Here is a 21,463-nt window from a genome sequence, read left to right on the forward strand (position 1 = left end):
TCGAAACATTTCGGTTTATGATACGTCATATTTCGTGTAGCTGAAAAAGCGCAGCAACTGTGCGCAAAAAACAAAAAAGGAAACGAGCTTCACGTGTCATCTTGAACGTGGTTCATGTATAATAAACATTAGTGATTTTCCGATGAAAATGTAAGGCGGGATAGAATGAGTCGATATAAGAAACAGCAAAGCCCCTTTTATCAGGGGGATTTGATTTTTATATTTGGTGTGTTTTTTATTATAAGTGTTGTGGCGATTTATGCTGCCGGGCAGTTTGGGCAGTATGGGGACGGGGCTTGGAAGAAACAAATTGTCTATTATATATTAGGTGCTATTGCAGTAGTTGCTTTGCTTTATTTCGACCTTGAGCAGCTAGAAAAACTTAGTTTGTATGTATTTTTATTCGGAATTCTGCTCTTATTGATATTAAAAGTAAGTCCTGAGTCGATTGCACCTGAAAAAAATGGTGCGAAAAGTTGGTTTAAATTTGGATCTGTTACCCTGCAGCCTTCAGAGTTTATGAAGATTGGCCTCATGATGGTGGTGGCCTCGGTAATTTCTAAGACAAATCCTAAAAAAATGCGATCTCTTAGAGATGATGTTTATTTGTTACTAAAGATAGCTGGTGTTTCTGTAGTACCAATCGGGCTTATTCTTCTTCAGGATGCCGGTACAGCAGGGGTTTGTATGTTTATTGTGATTGTAATGATCTTTATGTCTGGTGTGAACTGGAAGCTGATTGCGATTATTGGCGGTGCAGGTGTCTTACTTATTTCTCTTGTCTTGTTAGTCATGATTAATTTTCCTGATGTTGCTAAGTCAGTTGGGATTCAAGAGTATCAAATTAACAGGGTTACATCTTGGGTTTCTGATTCAAATGGAACAACTCAGGAAGATGCAAATAGCGGCTGGCAGGTTGATCAGGCCGTCATGGCTATCGGCTCAGGCGGGATTATCGGAAATGGTGTTCATAATTTGAAGGTTTATGTACCAGAGGGACAGACTGACTTTATTTTTGCTATTTTAGGTGAAAGCTTCGGATTTTTAGGCTGTGCCATTGTCGTCATCATGTTCTTTTTCTTAATCTACAGACTTGTAGTGCTCATTGATAAGATACATCCTTACAGCCGTTTTGCTTCTTTCTTTTGTGTGGGATACACTTCATTAATTGTTATCCACACATTCCAGAATATCGGGATGAATATCGGTATTATGCCTGTTACCGGGATTCCGCTGCTGTTTGTCAGCTATGGGGGAAGCTCGACGCTTGCCACGTTAATTGGTTTCGGTATTGTGTATAATGCGAGTGTTCAGCTGACGAGATACAGAAGTTATTTGTTTAATTCATAAAAAAATCTGTTAAGAAAATTCTGAATCCATTTAGAGAAATATAAGAATCTCTCTAAATGGATTTTTTAATTTATATACTAGAGTTATGGCACAGTGCTTAAGTATTAGTTTTTAAATTGAATTTTTTTGTTTTTTTGATTAATTATTGATCAATTATTGATCAATTGAGAAAAATAGGGTATTATAGTCGCAGGGAGGTGAGATCATGAATAAAAAGTCAAAAATAACCTTATTGAGTCTGTTATTAATCCCTTGTTTAATTTTAACCTCTAATTATGAGGCAAATGCTGCTAAAGCCAAACATACTGGGAAAATTGATTACAAATCACCTACAGGTTCTACCTTATATGAAAGAGCAATAGGTGAAACTACCTGGAAGGGAAAATATCATTATACTAGAGCTCAGGAAGTGGGCTTTTGGGGAAGAGTAGACACTGACTCAGGTAGAAAATGGGGAAAAGATCATACCAAAGCGACCAGTCCTTGGGCAACTGCTGATGGACATACAGGTAAAACTTTTTATGGAAGCTAATTAATAGAGTTAACAGCCAATTCTTATATTGGCTGTTAACTCTATTAATTGAGAAAAAGGGAAGTCGGTTAATTGAAATTCAAAATCAGCATTGAAAATATTTATTTGTTTTTTTTTATTTCGGTTATTTGTCTGTTTGCATTTTCTTATGAAAATTATCAACTTAAAAAGAACTTGATTGATAAAATATCAAATGATTTTTATAGCGAAGAAAGTGAGCACCTTATAATAAAGGGACTTTCAAGAGATATTTTACAAAATATTTATAACAGCTCAAAAAAAGACTTTATTCTATACAAAGAAAATATAAATCCAGAGGATAATAGGGTTAGAGCTGTTATTTTATCTGGAAAAATTAAATCTCCCCCAATAATACAGGGAAGGTTCTTTCAAAATACAGATTTTTTCAGAAATGAAAAGAAGGCGGTTATTGGAATTGGTGTAGATGTTAAGAAACTTAATAATGGGGATGAGTGCTATGTATTTGAAGACGAGTGTTATAAAGTTATTGGAAGGATAGGAACAAAGTTCAAATCAAAGTTAAATACTTTCGTTTATCTTAATTTAGATGAAGTAAATAGCACTAGTGTATCCTTTGTTTTAGAAGAAAAAGAATCTGAAAATAAATTATTTTCTACAGCAAGCAATAAAAATTTAGATATCAAAATTGTTGATTCTGAAAAAAAAGGAACTGGGCGTTATTTACAGCAAGACCATCTAACTTATATATTAATCTCTATATTATTGTTAGTGATTATAGTGATGAATATATTTATATGTCAATATTGGGTATATAAAAAAAGTATAAATATTGCTATAAGTTTTTTGATAGGTATTCCTAATAAATATGTATACATGAACTTATTTAGAAAATATATCAGTGTAACATTATTATCTGTTATTCTAAGTAGTCTTATTTTTAATCTCTATACATATATTTATTTTAAAAGCGAATTTTATGAAAATATTATTTTCACTATGCTACTTAATATTATCTTAATCATTATTAATTGTATATTTTTTGTATTTTGTTTTATTTTATATTCAAGAATGAAGAAAATTAAGGTGTTGAGATAATGAAGCAAATTTTAATCGAACTTAAAGAGAGTATATTTAAGAAAAAAATATTTTCTCTTTTAATTTTACTGTTATCTAGTTTATTCTTTTTATTAATTTCAATAACTTTTCTTCAGTTTTTAAATGTTAATACAAAGAGTAAAAGTTTTTATGCTCAATTTGATGGTCAAAACATTTATCAGTTATCTGATACTTTGGTTGATGAAAAAGAACAAGCATTTTTCAGAGATCCAAGTTCATTATCAAAAATAAAAGTATTCTATAATGAACTGCACTCGAATAAAAAGTTCAAATATTTTAATACAACATTACAACCAATCGGCATACAAAATTTTAAAGGAAATGAAACTTTTTTGGAAGGCTATGAATATGGTTATTCTGAAGAACCATACGAAAAAAATATTAGTAAGGAAAAATATGATTTTGTTAAATCAATTCAGTTAAGTGAAAACATATTTTCTTTCACTAATTTAAAGTTGAAGGAAGGTTCATTTTTTAAAGAGAAAGACTATATTTATAAAGAAAACAAAAAAATTCCAGTAATATTAGGAGGTCAATATTCAAATATTTATAAAGTTGGGGACACTATTAAGTTTGATTATATTGACAAAGACTTAGATGGAAAAATCATTGGTATATTGAAGGATGATTCAATGATACCTGCAAGGGAAGATACAGAGTTTTATTTAGATCGCTACATAATTCTACCTGAATTTACAATAAGAAAATCGCCTAAAAACAATAGTTCAGATTTAACTTTCCAACAACGGCACTATTTGCACCTCATTGGGGGACAAATTTTATCAAATAAGGATAATCTGCAAATTAGAAAAGAATTACAACATATCTCAAAAAAAACTGGTTTCAGTGATTTTACAGTAATAGGTGCTAATGGAATGGGTGTAGAATTAGTATCTTCAATGATGAATCAAAGTTTGAATATTATTGTGTTACTATTAGTGTTAGTGTTTACTTTTTGTATAATTAGTATTGCAATAACATTTAATATAAAGTGGAATATTAATATGAGGAAATATTCTATTCATCTTATTTCAGGTGCAACACCTAATAAAATATATAAATATATGTTGTTTGAGGTTCTTTTTGTATTATCCATTAGTCTATTGGTAGTGTTTCTCTTTATGAATACCATAGGTCTGATGCCTTGGTATTACTACTTAATGATGGTGTTTACAGGATTAATTATTTCATTGTTAGGTCTAACTCCTTTATACTTAAAACTTAAAAAGCTTAATATATCCGAATTGTTAAAAGGGAAAGAGTGATTTTGTTGCTTAATCTTATTAACTTAAGTAAATCCTATGCAGATGGGAATAAATCTAAACAAATTTTAAAAGGGGTTGATCTAACAGTTGAGAGTGGGGAAATGGTAGCAATAATGGGTAGAAGCGGTGCAGGTAAGTCTACAATATTACATATAATCGCTGGTTTGGAAAAAGTAGATGGTGGAGAGCTTTGGTTTCATGGGATTAACCTTACAAACCTTAACTACAAACAACTTGCTAAGTTTCGAAAAAATAATATAGGCTTTATATTGCAAAACTATGTTCTTATAGATGAAAAGAATGTATTTGATAATGTGGCTCTACCCTTAGTTTATTCTAAAAAAACAAAAAAAGAGATTAAAACAACTGTATTTCGTTTATTAGAGAAGTTAGAACTCAATGAGTATTTATATAAATTTCCGAAAGAATTATCAGGTGGACAAGCTCAAAGAGTGGCAATCGCAAGAGCGTTAATTAATGATCCAGCGCTGATATTAGCAGATGAACCTACGGGATCATTAGACGAAGAGACAGAGCGTATAATATTAGACATATTTTCAACAATCAATAAAGAAGGCAGAACACTTATTATTGTAACTCATGATCAATCTGTTGCACAGAAATGCAGTCGCATTATTACTTTAAAAGATGGACAGTTGGTGTAATTGTATATTTTGGGTGCTATTAAAATGATGAAGCAAGTTACTTTTACCTTGAAAGTAAGTGGGATATCATAATGAGAGAGGAGGTTCTTGTGATGAACAACACAATTGAAACCATTTTAAACCATCGATCGATCCGATCATTTACTGATCAGCTTTTGACAGCTGAGGAAATTGATACATTAGTGAAAAGTGCGCAGGCTGCGCCTACGTCCAGCTATGTGCAGGCTTATTCGATTATCGGTGTTTCCGATCCGGAGAAAAAACGTGAGCTGTCTGTGCTTGCGGGGAATCAGCCTTATGTTGAACATAACGGTCACTTTTTTGTGTTTTGCGCGGACTTGTACCGTCATCAAAAACTGGCTGAAGAAAAAGGCGAACATATCTCTGAGCTGCTGGAAAATACGGAAATGTTTATGGTCAGTTTAATTGATGCTGCGCTTGCGGCTCAAAATATGAGCATCGCCGCAGAATCAATGGGGCTTGGCATATGTTATATTGGAGGCATTCGGAATGAACTGGACAAGGTGACAGAGGTGCTGCAAACGCCTGACCATGTACTCCCGCTTTTTGGTCTGGCTGTAGGACATCCTGCCAACCCATCCGGCAAAAAACCGAGATTGCCGAAGCAGGCTGTATATCATGAAAATACCTATAACGTGAATGACGAGGATTTTCGTAAACATATGAGGGCATATGACAAAACCATTTCTGATTATTATAGAGAAAGAACAAATGGTCAGCGGGTGGAAACGTGGTCTGATCAAATTCTGAACTTTATGAAGCAGAAACCGCGTACGTACTTAAATGACTATGTGAAGGAAAAAGGCTTTAATAAGAACTAAATGTGAAACCTCTCCGCTGGCGGAGAGGTTTTTATGTTTCACGTGTAACATATTCCGACAAATAGAGACAAGCTGACACAAATAAATGACGATTGATCGGGAGACACTGATGAACAGTGTGAGCGGCTTAGAAGAAAAAATAATGGATCAGTGATACGATGAGGACGAGGTGGTAGGGATGTTATCATTAAGTATATTAGATCAATCTCCGGTGTCCGAGGGAAGCTCTGCAGAAACGGCATTACGGGAAACCGTTGAGCTTGCCCAGGCGGCTGAGGGTCTTGGATATAAGAGATTTTGGGTTTCAGAGCATCACTTTTCAAAGCGTCTGGCAGGGTCCAGTCCAGAGGTGCTGATCAGCCATATTGCGGCGAAAACGAACCGGATCAGGGTGGGGTCAGGCGGTGTCATGCTGCCGCACTACAGTCCCTATAAAGTAGCGGAGAATTTTCGTGTGCTGGAAGGTTTGACTCCGGGAAGAATTGATCTCGGCCTAGGCAGAGCGCCGGGAGGAATGCCGATTGCATCTTGGGCGCTCAATGACGGCGGAAAGCGCAATGCTGATCAGTATCCGCAGCAAATCAAGGAACTGACGATGTATTTGCATGATTTGGCGGATGACAAACACCGTTTTCCGAATCTGACGGCTGCGCCTCATATATCCAGCGCGCCGGATGTATGGCTGCTCGGTTCATCCGGAGAAAGTGCCTTGCTTGCCGCTGAATCGGGTGCCGGCTATATGTTTGCCCACTTTATTAATGGCGAGGGCGGAGAGGATACGGTCAGACAATATAAGAGACGATTTAAGCCAACTGTGTTAGGAGAAACGCCTCGTGCGGCAGTTGCTGTTTTTGTTCTATGTGCGGATACAGAGGAGAAAGCGGAACAGCTTGCGGCAGTGCTTGATTTTACTCTCTTGGCGGGGGAGCAGGGCATTCCTTTAGAAGGCGTTCCTGATTATGAAGCTGTCCGGAACAATACGTACTCTCCTTATGAACAAAGACGAATTGCTGATAACAGAAACCGAATGATTGTCGGTACGAAAAAACAGGTCAAGGAACAGCTGATGTCCTTGAGTAAGGCTTATGATACAGAGGAAATCATGGCGGTGACCATTACGAATCGATTTGAGGATAAACTTCATTCTTATCGCCTTTTACAGGAGGCGATTGCCGAGGCATGAAGCCGCTAAAGCCTGTATTGAAAAAGCCCCGCCGATGTTTCTCGGCAGGGCTGCTTTTTATTCAACAGTAAAAGGCTCTTCTGTCAGAACTTGACTAGATTTTCCTTTGTTGGCTGCATAGGCGAGCATATAATATTCACCGGCTGGAAGTGTTGTACCCCCATTGATCGTGCCGTCCCAGTCAAAGTACTGGTAGCCTTTATCTTGATGTTTATAAATACCTGCTTGGCCTGCAAAATCAAGATTGCTGTCATAGACAAGGAATGCCAGCTCTTCCGCTCCCGCAGGAAGGTAGGTTTCAATTTCATAGGTGCCTTGCTCAGAGCCCTCATTAACTGATACAGACGTTACCCTCGGATAATCCGGCTCTTTAACGATCAGCAATGTAGGTACCTTAGCGACGGTTTTTCCGCCTTCTCTTACGATGACAGTTCCTTCATAGGTGCCTGCTTTTGTTTTCTTAGTATTGACCTTTACTGTTGCAGTGGCTTTTCCGGTTTTATGAGCCGGAATCACAACACGGCTTGTGCCGGATGTGGAAATACCGCTTCCGTTGAATGAGTATTCCAGCGTGTATGACTTCCTAATGGAAGATTGATTTTCAATTGTAAAGGTTTTTTTCTTCGTTTCGTTTCCTTTTTCCTTCAAAAATGTGCCGTACGAGTAGCTTCCCGGTGAGACGAACGAGTCGGCTTTGATCGCGTTCATAATTCTTGCGCTGCCTGCGCCCTGGGCATTATGCGGATATACTTCTCCGTCGCCATCCTTTAATGTGACAGCGGTATTCATGATGGCAGCTTTGATCTGTTCTACGCTCCATTTCGGTTTAGCTTGTTTGATGACGGCAACCGATCCGGCGATATGAGGTGATGCCATGCTCGTTCCTTGTTTTGACCCGTAGCCATATGGACTGTCAGGATCATGTGTTGGAATGGTGCTGACAATATTGACGCCTGGGGCGGAAATATCCGGCTTAATCATCCACGTATCCATCACAGGGCCGCGGGATGAGAAATCGGCAACCTGTTCACCGAGCGCTTTTGAGACCGTCAACTTGAATGTTGCTTTTGTCTCGCCAGCTTTCATGGCGCTGATGAGCTTTTCACCGTCTTCTAATGAAAGCTTAATCGTTGGCACAGACATGCCAGGCACATTGGCTTCAATTTCCCCAGATAAATTGTTATACACAACCATGCCGATGGCGCCTGCTTTTTTGGCGTTGTCCGCTTTATCCACAAAAGCAATGCTGCCTCGTTTGACGAGTGCCACTTTGCCTTTCAGATCTTTTCCTTCAAAATCCTTTTCTTCGCCGAGACCAGCGTCGACAAGCTCAACCTCTTTGTTGTGAAGCCTCTTAACGTCATCTTCTTTGTCATAGCCCATGACTTTTGCTGAAGAGTAAGAGCCGAATGAGACAGCGTATTCATTGAGCGGAAGCTGCGTTGCACCGACAGAAATCGCTTCTCTGGATGTGCCAGGCGATCCGACGGTCCAGCCGTTCGGTCCGCTGTTGCCGTTTGACGTAACAGCGACAACGCCCTCTGACATGGCCCAATCAAGCGCTGTGCTCGTCGCCCAGTCCGGGTTGTTTAATGAGTTTCCGAGAGACAGGTTCATCACATCTGCTCCGTCCTGTACAGCACGTTCCACGCCTGCAATGACGTTTTCTGTTGTGCCGCTTCCTCCCGGTCCGAGAACGCGGTAAGCGAGAAGTGTTGCATCAGGTGCTACGCCTTTAATCGTACCGTTCGCAGCGACAGTTCCGGCCACGTGTGTTCCGTGGTCAGTGGCTTCGCCTCTCGGATCGCCCGTTGGTGTTTCTTTCGGATCGTAATCATTGTCTACAAAATCGTATCCTTTATATTGTCCGAAGTTTTTTTTCAGATCAGGGTGATTGTACTCAACCCCTGTATCAATAACAGCGACTTTGACGCCTTTCCCTGTGTAGCCTAAATCCCAAGCGTCGTTTGCTCCGATATATGGCGCGCTGTCATCCATTTGCGGAGATACAGCGTCCTCGGAGATGGTGACATCTTTCTCCTTTATATTGTCTGTTTTATAAGTGACGTTCGGGTACACAGCTTTAACGTCATCTACTGCTAGGAGTTTTGGAATTTCATTAGCTGGGAGCTTCATAGAAAATCCGGAGAAAACCTGCTCATATTCCCTTTTTACTTTTCCATTTTTCACCGCTTTCACAGCTTTGTTTTTTGCTTTTGAGCGGGCGTTTTTGAGCTTGCTTTTCGTTTGGTTTACTCCCGCTTCCTTCGCCTCTGCCAAGGATTTTTCTTTTAATTCCACAATCACCGTTGTTTGTTTGCTTGTTGTCATGTCAATATCACCGAATACCTCGGCTTTTTCCAGGTCTGCCGATCCTTTTGAAGAAACCGGTGCTGCCTGTACCCCTGTCATGCCTGTGGATAACGTAAAGAATAAAACAAGACCTAGAAGCAGAAAGCGAATAATCCCGTTTTTCAATGTGTTTCCCCCTTTGAGTTAAGAAAAAATGTTGAAGATCTAGTATATATTTCTTGAAAATTCAAAAAAATCCTTGTGTCATTTGGACCATTTATTGGATTTTGGTTGTGTATAAGGAAGGAGTTATACACAGAACCCTGTGTATAAGTGAATAAAGCTGTGTATATATATAGTTGGGAATATATGTTCCTATACAAAATATAGATAGAGTTTGTGGACATGTGGATATCTCTTGTGATTAAGTTGTTCTTATCTTTGGGATAACTTGTGTATAAACTTTTTAAAACGGTTCTCCAATTTTCATTTCATTTCTTTCAGCTTTCAACAAAACTTCTAAAAACTAGTTGGTTTTTTCACTCATATTGTGACAAAGAATTCTCTTTCCACGGTCTATCATAGAGTCATGAGTTTTGCTAGAGCTGCTAGTTTGCGAGAAAAGAAATCGGCCGTCTTTTCCTGTGAGCTGCGGCTGAAAAAACGGGCTGCTAAAAAGGCTGCCTGCCAAAAAGAAGCGGAGGGATGTTTTTCTATGAAACGTTTGCTTGTATCTTTACGGGTGTGGATGGTCTTTTTGATGAACTGGGTGGCGCCGGACCGAAAACATGCGGCTGCCGCTATTTATTCGGCTCAGCGTACATATCAAAGAAAAGCGGCGGTGCAAGCCGCAGGACTGGTTTCGTTTTATGAATGGCGGATGGCTGTGAATGACGAAGAAAAACAGAAAGCGAAAGCCGCCGCTCTCTATAAAAGAAGATGTCTGCAAGCATTCAAGGAATCGCCAAAGCAGGAGAGGGCCGGCCCGCATCTTTACATGGCAGTCAAAAGGAGGTAAAATCCCAGTCATAAAAGCTAATTGGCGGGAGAGAGAGCCTCTTGAAAATCTATAAAGTATTAAACAACAATGCGGCTTTAATTAAAGAGGATGATCAGGAAAAAATTGTGATGGGACCGGGAATCGCTTTTCAAAAAAAGAAAAATGATCTTATCCCTATGAATAATGTAGAAAAGATATTTGTCGTGCACGACGAAAATGAAAAGTTTAAACAAATCCTGCAAACGCTGCCGGAGGAGCATATTGATATAGCTGAGGATATCATCAGCTATGCGGAAGGGGAGCTCGCGGCGCCGCTGAGCGACCATATTCATATCGCGCTTTCTGACCATTTGTCCTTTGCGATCGAAAGGATTCAAAATGGACTGCTTGTGCAAAATAAATTATTGCATGAGATAAAGGCGCTCTATAAAAAAGAATACGAGATCGGCCTGTGGGCGATCGGTCATGTAAAAGAGACATTGGGCGTGTCTCTGCCTGAAGATGAAGCGGGTTATATTGCCCTTCACATCCATACGGCAAAGATGGATGCGGAGAGTATGTATTCAGCGCTGAAGCATACGACGATGATAAAAGAAATGATAGAGAAAATAGAAAACTATTTTAATCGAAAGGTGGATGAGAACAGCATTTCCTATCAACGCCTTGTCACGCATTTGCGATACGCGGTCAGCCGGTTGGAATCAAATGAAGCGTTTCATGTCATGGACGAAGAGATGCTTTATTTCATCCAAAAAAAGTATTCATTTGCCTATCAATGTGCGCTGGAGCTGGCGGAGTTTCTGAAAAATGAATATCAATTACATTTGCCGGAGTCCGAGGCCGGCTATATCACGCTGCATGTCCAGCGTCTTCAAGATCTCTCGGAATAACCGCTTTGACTTGCAGGGAGTGATCTCTGGAAGTTTTTTTATTTATCGGCATTCAGCGTGTGATACATCCAGCCCATCATCACAATTCCTGCGGCCAGATTGCCTAGCGTAACAGGAATTAAGTTTCTGGCTGCTCCCGCCAGTGTGACTGTATCAGGGTGATCGATCAAAAGTGAGATCGCAAATGTGCACATATTGGCAATGCTGTGTTCGAAACCGGAAATAAAAAAGCAGAAAACGAAAAGCATCATGGCAAACAGCTTTGCTCCTTCTCCTTTGAGAGACATCGGAATGAAAAAAGCGAGACATACAAGCCAATTGCACAGCATTCCTCGGAAAAAGAGCTCTGACGCCGGCGGCTCCATCTTATGCTCTGCCAATTGAATCAAAAAGGAATGGGATGCCCCCTCGAAAAGCCCGGTTGCGCTGATAAGAATCGCAAATAAAACGGCTCCGATCAAATTGCCGGTATAGCTGAAAGCCCACAGATACAGGGTATCGCGCCAGCGGATTCTTTTCCGGAGTGCGGTATAAGTGAAATAAAAGGTGTTGCCGGTGAATAAATCCCCGCCTCCGTAGGCAATTAATACAATAGCAGCTCCAAATGTCACAGCGGCAGCCGGAAAGGCAAACGGTGAGTCGGCAATAGAGAAATAGCTGCCTGTTTTGCTTGCGGCTGTAATGCCAAAACCGATAAACATGCTGGCCAAAATGGATCTGAGCAAATAACGGATTTTGCTTGAAACGAATATGTCTTGTTTTCTTAAAGCATACTGTTCAACCTTTTGCAATGCTTGCGTTTCCATTGTCTTTTCCTGCTTTCTTTGATAGATGAGCATAGTATAGCATGATATTGTGAATGATTTCACAAATAATTTTTACGAATTTTTGTCTACATGATCTATCAAACTTTTTAACTAAAAAACAGTTGACGAAAACGCTGTCATGTTTTATGATGAAAGCGTATTCTCAATCTGAATAAGCGGGATTGTGACTGGTAAAGCAGGCAAGACCTAAAATTTGCGTAAATGAAAAAGGATCGCTGTGTCCTTTATTCGTTGGCGAATTTTAGGTCTTTTTTGTTTATAAAAGGGGGAGAAGAAGATGGATTACAAAGAGACTGCAAAACGCCTCATTGAGCTTCTCGGGGGAAAAGAAAACATTATCAGCGCGGCTCATTGTGCGACAAGACTGCGTTTAGTGATTAAGGATGAATCAAAGATAGATCAAGCACAAGTAGAAGAGCTTGAAGGTGTCAAAGGCGCTTTCAGCAGTTCAGGCCAATACCAGATTATTTTTGGAACAGGCCTTGTCAATAAAGTGTATGATGCTTTTTCTAAGGAAGCCGATGTAGAGCGTGAAGAACATGTGAATCACCAGGATGCTGCTAAAGAGAAACTGAATCCTGCGGCGAGATTTGCGAAAACGCTTTCGAATATTTTTGTTCCGATCATTCCAGCCATCGTAGCCAGCGGCCTGTTAATGGGGTTATTGGGAATGATCAATGCCTTTCATTGGATGAGTAAGGACTCTGCGCTGCTGCAGCTCCTTGATATGTTTTCAAGCGCGGCATTCATCTTCCTGCCGATTTTGATCGGGGTCAGCGCTTCAAAAGAATTTGGAAGCAATCCGTATTTAGGAGCGGTCATCGGGGGAATCATGATACACCCGACGCTTTTGAATCCATGGGGTTTGGCGGAAGCGTCACCTGATTATATGCATATTTTCGGGTTTGATATCGCGCTTCTCGGTTATCAGGGAACCGTCATCCCTGTCCTGCTGGCAGTTTACGTCATGAGCAAGGTAGAGAAATGGACAAGAAAAGTGGTTCCGCATGCGGTCGATTTGCTGGTTACGCCTTTTGTTACTGTCATTGTCACCGGGTTTGTCGCATTTATTGCCATCGGCCCTTTAGGAAGAGCGCTTGGCTCCGGTATTACTGTTGCTTTAACATATGTGTATGATCATGCCGGTTTTGTCGCAGGCCTTCTTTTTGGAGGCACCTATTCACTGATCGTCCTCACAGGTGTCCATCACAGCTTCCATGCGATTGAGGCGGGGCTTATTTCAGATCTTGGAAGGAACTATTTATTGCCGATTTGGTCTATGGCAAATGTCGCCCAAGGCGGGGCCGGCCTTGCCGTCTTCTTTTTAGCGAAAAAGGCAAAAACGAAGGAAATCGCTCTTCCGGCGGCATTTTCTGCTTTTCTTGGCATTACTGAGCCCGTCATTTTCGGGGTGAACCTTCGCTACCGGAAGCCGTTTATCGCCGCGATGATTGGAGGCGCGTTGGGCGGCGCGTATGTCGTCTTTACACATGTTGCTGCAAACGCTTACGGGTTAACAGGCATTCCGATGATCGCCATTGCAGCACCGTTTGGATTTGGAAATCTAGTGAACTATATGATTGGAATGGTTATTGCGGCAGTATCAGCGTTCATTGCGGCGTTTGTCATGAAAATAAACGAAGATGAGGAGAGAAAAAAATGACAGCACATGATCAGAAGCTGCGTCGCCGGGCTTATGAAGAAGTTGAGAAGAAAGAACATATTGCTGACAGCGATCCGCACCGCCAGCACTTTCACATCATGCCCCCGGTTGGTTTGCTGAATGATCCAAATGGCGTGGTGTATTGGAAGGGAGTCTATCATTTGTTTTTTCAGTGGCAGCCGTTTCAGACAGGGCACGGGGCAAAGTTTTGGGGGCATTATACGACATGTGATTTTGTGAGCTGGAAGCGGGAAGAGATTGCGCTGGCTCCGAGTGATTGGTTTGATAAAAACGGCTGCTACTCGGGCAGCGCTGTTGTCAAGGATGACCGGCTCTATCTGTTTTACACAGGAAATGTCAGGGACCAGGATGGGAATCGAGAAACGTATCAGTGCGTTGCTGTATCGGACGATGGGCTGACCTTTGAGAAAAAAGGTGTCGTGGCCCGTCTTCCTGAAGGCTATACAGCTCATTTTCGTGATCCGAAGGTGTGGGAGCATGAAGGAAAATGGTATATGGTGATCGGTGCGCAAACGGAGAACATGAAGGGCCAAGCTGTTTTGTTTACTTCCAATAACCTGACTGAGTGGACGTTTCTCGGCCCGATAACAGGTGCCGGCCTCAACGGACTGAATGATTTCGGATATATGTGGGAGTGCCCTGACCTGTTTTCTCTTCAAGGCTCCGACGTGCTGATTGTCTCGCCCCAAGGACTTGAAGCTGACGGCTATCGTTATCAAAATGTGTATCAATCTGGATATTTTATAGGCCAGCTCGATTACGAAAAAACGGGGCTGATGCATGCTGCGTTTACGGAGCTTGATCAAGGCTTTGATTTTTACGCGCCGCAGACACTTGAAGACGATCAGGGGCGCCGGATACTGTTTGCGTGGATGGCTGTACCTGATCAGGATGAGAAGTATCATCCGACGAAAGATTATCACTGGATTCACTGTATGACGCTGCCGAGACAGCTGACGCTATCAGGGGAGAAGCTGATACAGCAGCCGCTTCCTGAGCTGAAAGCGATGAGGAAAAATGGGCAGGAAGTTCAAATCAACATGTATGGATCGCCTGGTACGCTGCCAGTTGAAAATCCTGAAAGAGCTGAAATTTTGATTGAAGACATTGATACGGAGTCTGGTTTTGAAATCGATATCCGCGCCACTGCCACATTCTCTTACCGGAAGGAAGAGGGGCTTATCACACTAGAGCGCACAAGCTTTGACGGTACAAAAACAGAAGCGAGACATTGCCGCATCAGCAATCTGCACACAGTGCACATGTATATCGACGCGTCATCAGTGGAAGTCTTTATCAATCATGGGGAAGAGGTATTCAGCGCAAGATATTTTCCTTTCCCGGGAAATGATCAAGTGACTGCGAGATCAAACGGAAGATCTGAAATGAAAGTCGGAATTTGGACACTTATGTAGAAAATCCTTCTTTTTTCTTATGTGAAATCTGTGCCATCTGTGCTATTCTTCAACGATAACCTACATTTTTTTCTGTAAAAGGAGTTGTTTTCTTGAATATACATGAACAGAAGATAACACCGGAATGTTTAGAAAAGGCTGCGGACCAAGTTGAGGATAAGCGGGAAGAATATAAGGATGTGCTGCTTCAGCTGAAAAAAATGCTACGGGGAACAACATCGCATAGTGAAGCGGCAGAAACCCTTTCACGGGCATATGAACAAATGAAGGAATATGCACTTTTTGTTCAATCCATAGAGATATTTTTGAGGTCATCTGCGAACAATTTAAAGACCAAATAAACAGGCTGCCGATGTAATCGGCAGTTTTTTCTGTGAAAAGACTCCGAGAATATAAAAAAAGGCTGCCTCTCTGGAAGGCAGCCGATTTTGTTTATGATTGCTAATTCAGGCGCAAAGCAGAATGCTTCGTAGGTCCGACATACTGATTCAGCGGGAAGGACTCTTGAATCGCAGCAGTAATAAATTCTTTCGCCGCGTAAATTGCTTCTTTGACTTCCGCGCCTTTCGCGAGTTCTGCCGTCACCGCTGCGGAGAACGTACAGCCGGCGCCATGTGTATAAGGCGTATCAATCATTTCGCTTTCAAGGACTTCCGCTGTTTCTCCGTCATATAGAACGTCTACAGCTTTTTCGTGCTTCAGCTTGCCTCCGCCTGTAATCACAACATATTGAGCGCCGAGGGCGTGGATTTTTTTCGCTGCTTCTTTCATGTCTTCAATCGTTTTTAATTCGCCCATGCCGCTGAGCTGGCTGGCTTCGAACAGGTTTGGCGTAATCACGGTAGCGAGCGGTGCCAATTGTTCACGCAGGGCTTGTGCGTGCTCCGGATAAAGAACCTCATTTGCCCCTTTGCACACCATAACCGGATCAATCACGACGTTTTGCAGTTGTTTTTCTTTGATCGTTTTCGCCGCAAGCTCGATAATCTCAACGGTTGGCAGCATTCCCGTTTTCATGGCGTCCACACCAATGCCGTCTACAATCGTTGCGAGCTGTGCGCGAATCGTGTCTGGATCGATCGGAAAGACTTGATGATCCCAGCTGTTGTTCGGGTCCATTGCAACGATCACCGTTAAGGCTGTCATCCCATATACGTTTTTTTCTTGAAATGTTTTTAAATCAGCTTGAATTCCCGCGCCGCCGCTGGAATCGGAGCCGGCAATCGTGAGTGCTTTATGCATAGACATGTGTTGAACCTCCATCAATGTTTTATATCTCATTATAGTTAGATTTTCTGCTTATCACAATACGAAAGGTTTATAGGAATCAATTGACAGTTTCAGGGTGATTTCGTACAATGCTACATAAGAAAACTAGGTAGGGGTTTTGTCATGTTAAATCGTGAGCTGATTAAAGGCAGCACTGTGATATTGGTATTAACGCTCCTGAATGAGAGGCCGATGTATGGCTATGAGCTTGTAAAAGAGATGGGAAGCCGCAGCGATAATGAACTGCAGATGAAAGAGGGAACATTGTATCCTTCCCTTCATAAACTTGAACGGCAAGGATATATTTCTTCATATTGGGAGAAGCAGGAGAAAGGCCCGGATCGTAAGTATTATCGGATTACAGAAGACGGCAGAGAGATCCTGGCAGAGCGCACAAAGGAATGGAGCGTGTTTTCAGCTATGATGGACCGAATGCTGAAGCGGGGCGGACAGAATGGATAAAGAGACTTATATATATAAAGTGAAAAACGGGCTTAAAGGGGTTTCTGATAGTGAAGCGATGATCGAAGAGATCGAAAACCATATTGAACACCACTTGTTTCACTCCATTCAAGAGGGGAAGAGTGAGGCAGAAGCCATGGAATGTTTGCTTCGGGAATTTGGCACACCGGATGAGATTGTATCATCCTTTCAGAAAGAACAGCCTGTATCCGCCCGTACGTTTTTATTATTCCATCTATTCTGCAATAGTGCTTTATTTGCAGCAGGTATTACCATTACAGTATTGCATGCATGGTTAGAATCTCCTTTTGTTCATGCAGTGTGGAAAGGCATTTCTGTTTCTGTGTGGCTGATTTTAGCTGCTTATATTCTCTATTGGGTGCTGATTGGGTACCAAGGCGTTAGGGAGTTCGGGCAACGCGGTGAACGGCTTGTTTTACATACGATTCTTATTTCTATGGTGCCGAACGTTATTTTTATGTTTGTTTTTCTGTTTGATCTAGTTCCTGCTGCGCTGTTTCAATCCTTGCTGACACCTTGGTTTATAGGGGCGTGTGCTTGTGCTACGCTGTTATTTCCGGCGTGCGGGCGAATAGGCTGTTATTTTGGCAGGCGCCAGCTTGCCTGATTTTTTAGGTATGTACATAGAAATTCTATGTAATGAAGGGGGATTGTCATGAGACTCGGCTCTTGTTTATATGGTTTTGTTATTCATGTGGCTGTATTTTTGTTTGTGGGTGCATCCATGCTTTTGGTTATGGCCATGTCCGTACCGCTTGTTTTTTTGCTCGATAGGATGCCAGATGTTGTTTTTACTGCTGGTGCAATCGTTTTTCTATTATTATTCTATTCTATTGGCTGGTTTTGGGCACTCTGGATTGCTTGCCACCAACGCATGTGGCTGTTTGATGTTCAATTGGGATCCTTTGTTTTGCTGGCCTTGTTGATTGGTTTGTTCTTGTCAGATGGAACGAGTGTTTCTGAAATTGTGAGAGATTGGGACGATGCAGGCTGTGCTTTTGTTCCGCCGGCATTCACTTTTTTGTGCCTTTCTTACGCATTGGTGCTGCTGCCGGTCTATCAATCTAAGCTATGGCATCTCGTCCTGCCGAATGGCGTCCGCCTGAAAGATGTCGTTCGTGTATGTGGAGAGCTGATGCTGATTATGGTGCTTCTGGTAGGCGTCACTTTGCTGTTTCTGTAGTTTCCATTTCACAGTTCGGTAGGATATTCCCACTGATCTCCCGTCCAATATATGTTTTAATAGTACATGACTATGAAAATGAGAAGGAGAGCATCATGAAGATTTCTATCGTAATTGTGACCTATAATCGGATTCCGGCTTTGTGCGAGTTGTTGGAGTCGATTTCACAGCAGACTATGAAGCCGTATGAAGTCATTATTGTCAATGATGCCGGGGAGTCGGTTGAGCAGGCCAAAGCACTGTATCCGGAGCTGCCGATTGCTGTGATTGATTTAGAAAAAAACTCAGGCCATGTAGCAGCGAGAAATGCGGGTGTCAAAGAGGTATCAGGCGACTGTATCATGCTTTGTGATGATGATGATTTCTTCACGCCGGGCCATCTGGAAAGAATGGCAAAGGAGATGGAAACGGCAGATTTCGTTCATTCTGATGCCGAAATTGTGTCGTTTGAAGAGAGAGAAGGGACAAGATATCCGGTTTCGCGGAAGTTATTTGCGTATACCGCTGATTATGAGGATATGAGAGTGTTCTCGACCTACGTGCCATCGGGCAGCATGTACAAACGTTTCCTGCATGATGAGATCGGGTATTTCGATGCTGATGTGCACAATTATTGGGACTGGGATTTTTACTTGCGTGCAGCGAAGGATTACCGGGTTAAGCGTGTGCCTTGTGCCAGTGTGATATATGCCTTCAGTGACGCGGGAGACAATCAGTCCGCAGACCTTGGCGCCAAGCGGAAGCAATATTTGGATCGTTTAAGTGAGAAGCACGGACTAGGGGAACTGCCGACGAAAAACTTTGCCGTCCTGCTTGAAGAGCCTGACATGAAGAGGCGGGAAGCACAAAGTGAGATTGTTTGGGATGGCAAACCTGTCTATTCCAGACTTCATCGTTCGTAAGGAGGTTTGCATCTTGAAACAGCTTTTGCAGGACAGCTGGTGGGAACAGCTGAAGGAAGAGTTTGAAAAACCGTATTATCTAGAGCTGAGAGAAATGCTGAAGCGGGAATACATGGAGGAGACGATCTATCCGGACAGCCGCGATATCTTCAATGCGCTGCACTACACACCGTACGATGATGTCAAGGTGGTTATTCTCGGTCAAGATCCGTATCACGGGCCTGGACAGGCTCAAGGCTTAAGCTTCTCCGTAAAGCCGGGTGTGAAGCAGCCGCCTTCATTGAAAAATATTTTTCTGGAGCTTCAGGATGATATCGGCTGCAGCATACCGAATCACGGGTCGCTCGTCAGCTGGGCGAAGCAGGGGGTTCTTTTGCTGAATACCGTGCTCACAGTGCGGCGCGGACAGGCGAATTCCCATAAGGGAAAAGGCTGGGAGCAGCTGACTGACCGGATAATTGATGTGCTGAATGAAAGAGAGCGGCCGATTATTTTTATACTGTGGGGCCGGCATGCCCAAATGAAAAAAGAACGGATCGACACGTCCAAGCATTTTATTATTGAATCGACGCATCCCAGCCCGTTTTCAGCAAGAAACGGATTTTTTGGCAGCAAGCCATTTTCGCGGGCAAATGCCTACTTGGAGAAAATGGGGGAAACTCCGATTGATTGGTGTATAAAGGATTTATAAAAAGCGCAGATGACCTGCGCTTTTTTATTTGAGTATTTTCCGTATCAAACGCAGGCCGTTTTTGGATGATGGATAACGGAAAGCGAAGTCGAAGCGGTTCGTTTGCTTGACGACGCTTTTTTTGTGCGTAAATGTGTTAAAGCTGTCAAATCCGTGATAGCTGCCGATTCCGCTTTCTCCCACGCCGCCGAATGGCAAATACGGTGTCGCAACATGCATCAACGTATCGTTGATACAGCCGCCGCCAAACGACAGGTTTTCTATTATCTCTCGTTCAATTGTTTGGTTTGTTGTAAACACATACAGGGCAAGCGGCTTGGGACGCGACTTGACTTTCTCAATGACTTCATCGATGCCGCGATATGTAAACAGCGGAAGAATGGGTCCGAAAATTTCCTCTTGCATCACTGGGGAATCATCTGTGACTTGACCGAGAATGGTCGGCGCTATTTTGTGGTGCCGGTGGTCTGCTTGGCCGCCAATTAGCGCGACGCCGTCTTTCAGAAAGCTCAGCAGCCGCTGATAATGGCGTTCACTGACGATTTTGCCATAAGACGGATTCAGTTCGGGCTGCAGTCCGTAAAACTCACCAATGACACGCTTCATTTCTTCCGTAAGCTCTGTTTTGATGTCTTCGTGAACGAGCAAGTAATCCGGTGCGATGCAGGTTTGGCCCGCATTCGTAAATTTCCCGAAAACGATGCGTTTGGCGGCAAGCTTGATGTCAGCATCTTTATGGACGATGCAGGGACTTTTTCCTCCGAGCTCTAAGGTGACGGGAATTAATTGTTTGGCCGCCGCTTCCATGACAACTTTTCCTACGGCCACGCTTCCAGTAAAAAATATGTAGTCAAACGGCTGCTGTAATAGAGCTGTGCTGATGTCCGGCCCGCCTTCCGCCAAAGCGACATAATCACCCGGAAAAACGTCACGGATGAGAGCGGAAAGAACAGCCGAAACAGCTGGCGTATATTCTGAGGGTTTGAGAACGACCGTGTTTCCGGCCGCAATGGCTCCGATCAGCGGAGAAAGCGCCAGCTGCAGGGGATAATTCCATGGCGCAATCACCAAGACGGTGCCATACGGCTCGGGGAAAATAACACTTTTGGAACCGATATGGGTCAAAGGCGTTTTGACTCTTTTCGGCTTGGCCCATTTTTTCAGCCGTTTCATCACAAAGCTGATTTCCTCAAGAACAATGCCGATTTCCGTTGTGTACGCTTCTTGTTCAGATTTGTGAAGATCCTGATAGAGAGCGGCCGTGATGTCCGCTTCATACGCTTTGATGGTGTGTTTCAGCTTTTTTAAGACGTCCAATCTTGAGTCAATTGATTTTGTATGCCCTGCCGCGAAAAATGCTTGATGGCTGCTGACAATCGAGGGGATGCTGTTCATAATCTCTCTCCTTCCTGCAGGTCATGGTGATTCATTATGTGAAAATTGGCTTCTGCTTGTCAAATGCGAGATTCCTGTCAGAAAAAATAACAAACTCATATCTGCGTTTGCGGCAGGAATTTGATAAAATGCAGGGAGACTACATTTTATTTTTGGAGGATTTTTTATGAACATTCATATATCCGCTTTGATTCAGAAGATGGAAGAGGAATTGAAGAAAGCAAAGACGGCCGAACATGATGAGGAGCTGAAGCGCCACGTGGCCGTCGTCCGTTCTTTATGCGACGTCGTGCTGGATCAGCCGGAGACGGGGAGCACGCCGCGCATTCAGCCGAGTGTTACGGCAAGTCCGTCGGCGCCGCCTTCGACAGACCAGCTGCTGATGGAAAAAATGATGGGCAGCGCCGGATTAAACAAGTATCGGAAGCAGGAAAAAGATAAGCAGGAAGAGGATGGAAACGGAGAGTCTTTATTTGATTTTTAATCAGAAAGGTTGA

General features: G+C 42.5%; 22 protein-coding genes. 18 read left to right on the plus strand and 4 right to left on the minus strand.

Annotated elements, in window-relative coordinates; all coding sequences use genetic code 11:
• Positions 1-165: 165 nt before the first annotated feature.
• The 7 genes from LJF29_RS11160 to LJF29_RS11190 all read left to right on the plus strand — a co-directional run bounded on the left by LJF29_RS11160 (position 166) and on the right by LJF29_RS11190 (position 6,935).
• A complete protein-coding gene (locus LJF29_RS11160) occupies positions 166-1,350 on the plus strand; it encodes an FtsW/RodA/SpoVE family cell cycle protein (protein ID WP_095712739.1) in 1,185 nt (394 codons plus the stop codon).
• Between the two features lie 205 nt (positions 1,351-1,555).
• Positions 1,556-1,882 carry a hypothetical protein gene (locus LJF29_RS11165; protein WP_229148544.1) on the plus strand — a complete coding sequence of 109 codons (327 nt, stop codon included), beginning with the start codon at positions 1,556-1,558 and terminating at the stop codon, positions 1,880-1,882.
• A 72-nt stretch (positions 1,883-1,954) separates the two neighbouring features.
• Entirely contained in the window at positions 1,955-2,959 is a 1,005-nt protein-coding gene (locus LJF29_RS11170; RefSeq protein WP_229148545.1) for a hypothetical protein, read from the plus strand.
• On the plus strand, positions 2,959-4,245 hold the full coding sequence (locus LJF29_RS11175; RefSeq protein WP_229148546.1) for an ABC transporter permease: 1,287 nt from the start codon (positions 2,959-2,961) through the stop codon (positions 4,243-4,245). The genes LJF29_RS11170 and LJF29_RS11175 overlap by 1 nt, the downstream gene beginning before the upstream one ends.
• Before the next feature lie 5 nt (positions 4,246-4,250).
• A complete protein-coding gene (locus LJF29_RS11180; protein WP_229148547.1) occupies positions 4,251-4,910 on the plus strand; it encodes an ABC transporter ATP-binding protein in 660 nt (219 codons plus the stop codon).
• 92 nt (positions 4,911-5,002) lie between these two features.
• Positions 5,003-5,752 (plus strand): oxygen-insensitive NADPH nitroreductase, encoded by a 750-nt coding sequence (nfsA, locus tag LJF29_RS11185; RefSeq protein WP_229148548.1) that lies wholly within the window; start codon positions 5,003-5,005, stop codon positions 5,750-5,752.
• Between the two features lie 178 nt (positions 5,753-5,930).
• Complete coding sequence (locus LJF29_RS11190; protein WP_229148549.1) at positions 5,931-6,935, plus strand: LLM class flavin-dependent oxidoreductase; 1,005 nt, start codon at positions 5,931-5,933, stop codon at positions 6,933-6,935.
• Positions 6,936-6,992: 57 nt separating this feature from the next.
• On the opposite strand, the gene vpr is transcribed toward LJF29_RS11190, so the two are convergent.
• Complete coding sequence (gene vpr, locus LJF29_RS11195) at positions 6,993-9,413, minus strand: serine protease Vpr (RefSeq protein ID WP_229148550.1); 2,421 nt, start codon at positions 9,411-9,413, stop codon at positions 6,993-6,995.
• Positions 9,414-9,942: 529 nt separating this feature from the next.
• Here vpr and LJF29_RS11200 point away from each other — a divergent pair.
• Both LJF29_RS11200 and sacT read left to right on the plus strand, forming a co-directional pair.
• Entirely contained in the window at positions 9,943-10,245 is a 303-nt protein-coding gene (locus LJF29_RS11200) for a hypothetical protein (protein ID WP_010332348.1), read from the plus strand.
• 41 nt (positions 10,246-10,286) lie between these two features.
• On the plus strand, positions 10,287-11,117 hold the full coding sequence (gene sacT, locus LJF29_RS11205) for a sac operon transcriptional antiterminator SacT (RefSeq protein ID WP_229148551.1): 831 nt from the start codon (positions 10,287-10,289) through the stop codon (positions 11,115-11,117).
• Between the two features lie 38 nt (positions 11,118-11,155).
• Here sacT and LJF29_RS11210 read toward each other — a convergent pair whose 3' ends face one another.
• Complete coding sequence (locus LJF29_RS11210) at positions 11,156-11,923, minus strand: formate/nitrite transporter family protein (protein ID WP_229148552.1); 768 nt, start codon at positions 11,921-11,923, stop codon at positions 11,156-11,158.
• A gap of 298 nt (positions 11,924-12,221) precedes the next feature.
• On the opposite strand from LJF29_RS11210, the gene scrA reads away from it, so the two are divergent.
• The 3 genes from scrA (at position 12,222) to LJF29_RS11225 (ending at position 15,384) form a co-directional block, all read left to right on the plus strand.
• Positions 12,222-13,607 carry a PTS system sucrose transporter subunit IIBC gene (gene scrA / locus LJF29_RS11215; RefSeq protein ID WP_229148553.1) on the plus strand — a complete coding sequence of 462 codons (1,386 nt, stop codon included), beginning with the start codon at positions 12,222-12,224 and terminating at the stop codon, positions 13,605-13,607.
• A complete protein-coding gene (gene sacA / locus LJF29_RS11220; RefSeq protein ID WP_229148554.1) occupies positions 13,604-15,043 on the plus strand; it encodes a sucrose-6-phosphate hydrolase in 1,440 nt (479 codons plus the stop codon). Before scrA ends, sacA begins: the two co-directional genes overlap by 4 nt.
• Before the next feature lie 92 nt (positions 15,044-15,135).
• Complete coding sequence (locus LJF29_RS11225; protein WP_229148556.1) at positions 15,136-15,384, plus strand: hypothetical protein; 249 nt, start codon at positions 15,136-15,138, stop codon at positions 15,382-15,384.
• A gap of 100 nt (positions 15,385-15,484) precedes the next feature.
• Here the strand turns inward: LJF29_RS11225 and LJF29_RS11230 are convergent, their stop codons facing one another.
• Positions 15,485-16,291 (minus strand): bifunctional hydroxymethylpyrimidine kinase/phosphomethylpyrimidine kinase, encoded by an 807-nt coding sequence (locus tag LJF29_RS11230; protein WP_229148557.1) that lies wholly within the window; start codon positions 16,289-16,291, stop codon positions 15,485-15,487.
• 144 nt (positions 16,292-16,435) lie between these two features.
• Here LJF29_RS11230 and LJF29_RS11235 point away from each other — a divergent pair, with 144 nt between their 5' ends.
• From LJF29_RS11235 to LJF29_RS11255, 5 genes are all read left to right on the plus strand, one after another.
• On the plus strand, positions 16,436-16,774 hold the full coding sequence (locus tag LJF29_RS11235; protein WP_010332341.1) for a PadR family transcriptional regulator: 339 nt from the start codon (positions 16,436-16,438) through the stop codon (positions 16,772-16,774).
• Positions 16,767-17,402, plus strand: coding sequence for a permease prefix domain 1-containing protein (locus LJF29_RS11240; protein ID WP_229148558.1), 636 nt, complete (start codon positions 16,767-16,769; stop codon positions 17,400-17,402). The genes LJF29_RS11235 and LJF29_RS11240 overlap by 8 nt, the downstream gene beginning before the upstream one ends.
• A 48-nt stretch (positions 17,403-17,450) precedes the next feature.
• Positions 17,451-17,978 carry a hypothetical protein gene (locus LJF29_RS11245; RefSeq protein WP_229148560.1) on the plus strand — a complete coding sequence of 176 codons (528 nt, stop codon included), beginning with the start codon at positions 17,451-17,453 and terminating at the stop codon, positions 17,976-17,978.
• 95 nt (positions 17,979-18,073) lie between these two features.
• On the plus strand, positions 18,074-18,880 hold the full coding sequence (locus LJF29_RS11250; RefSeq protein WP_229148562.1) for a glycosyltransferase family 2 protein: 807 nt from the start codon (positions 18,074-18,076) through the stop codon (positions 18,878-18,880).
• Between the two features lie 13 nt (positions 18,881-18,893).
• Entirely contained in the window at positions 18,894-19,571 is a 678-nt protein-coding gene (locus tag LJF29_RS11255) for a uracil-DNA glycosylase (protein ID WP_229148567.1), read from the plus strand.
• A 24-nt stretch (positions 19,572-19,595) separates the two neighbouring features.
• Here the strand turns inward: LJF29_RS11255 and LJF29_RS11260 are convergent, their stop codons facing one another.
• On the minus strand, positions 19,596-20,966 hold the full coding sequence (locus LJF29_RS11260; protein WP_229148569.1) for an aldehyde dehydrogenase: 1,371 nt from the start codon (positions 20,964-20,966) through the stop codon (positions 19,596-19,598).
• A 166-nt stretch (positions 20,967-21,132) separates the two neighbouring features.
• On the opposite strand from LJF29_RS11260, the gene LJF29_RS11265 reads away from it, so the two are divergent.
• Positions 21,133-21,450: a YwdI family protein gene (locus LJF29_RS11265; RefSeq protein WP_010332334.1), complete on the plus strand. Its 318-nt coding sequence runs from the start codon at positions 21,133-21,135 to the stop codon at positions 21,448-21,450.
• Positions 21,451-21,463: the final 13 nt, after the last annotated feature.

The organism is Bacillus sp. LBG-1-113, assembly GCF_020708615.1.
Taxonomy (GTDB): domain Bacteria; phylum Bacillota; class Bacilli; order Bacillales; family Bacillaceae; genus Bacillus; species Bacillus mojavensis.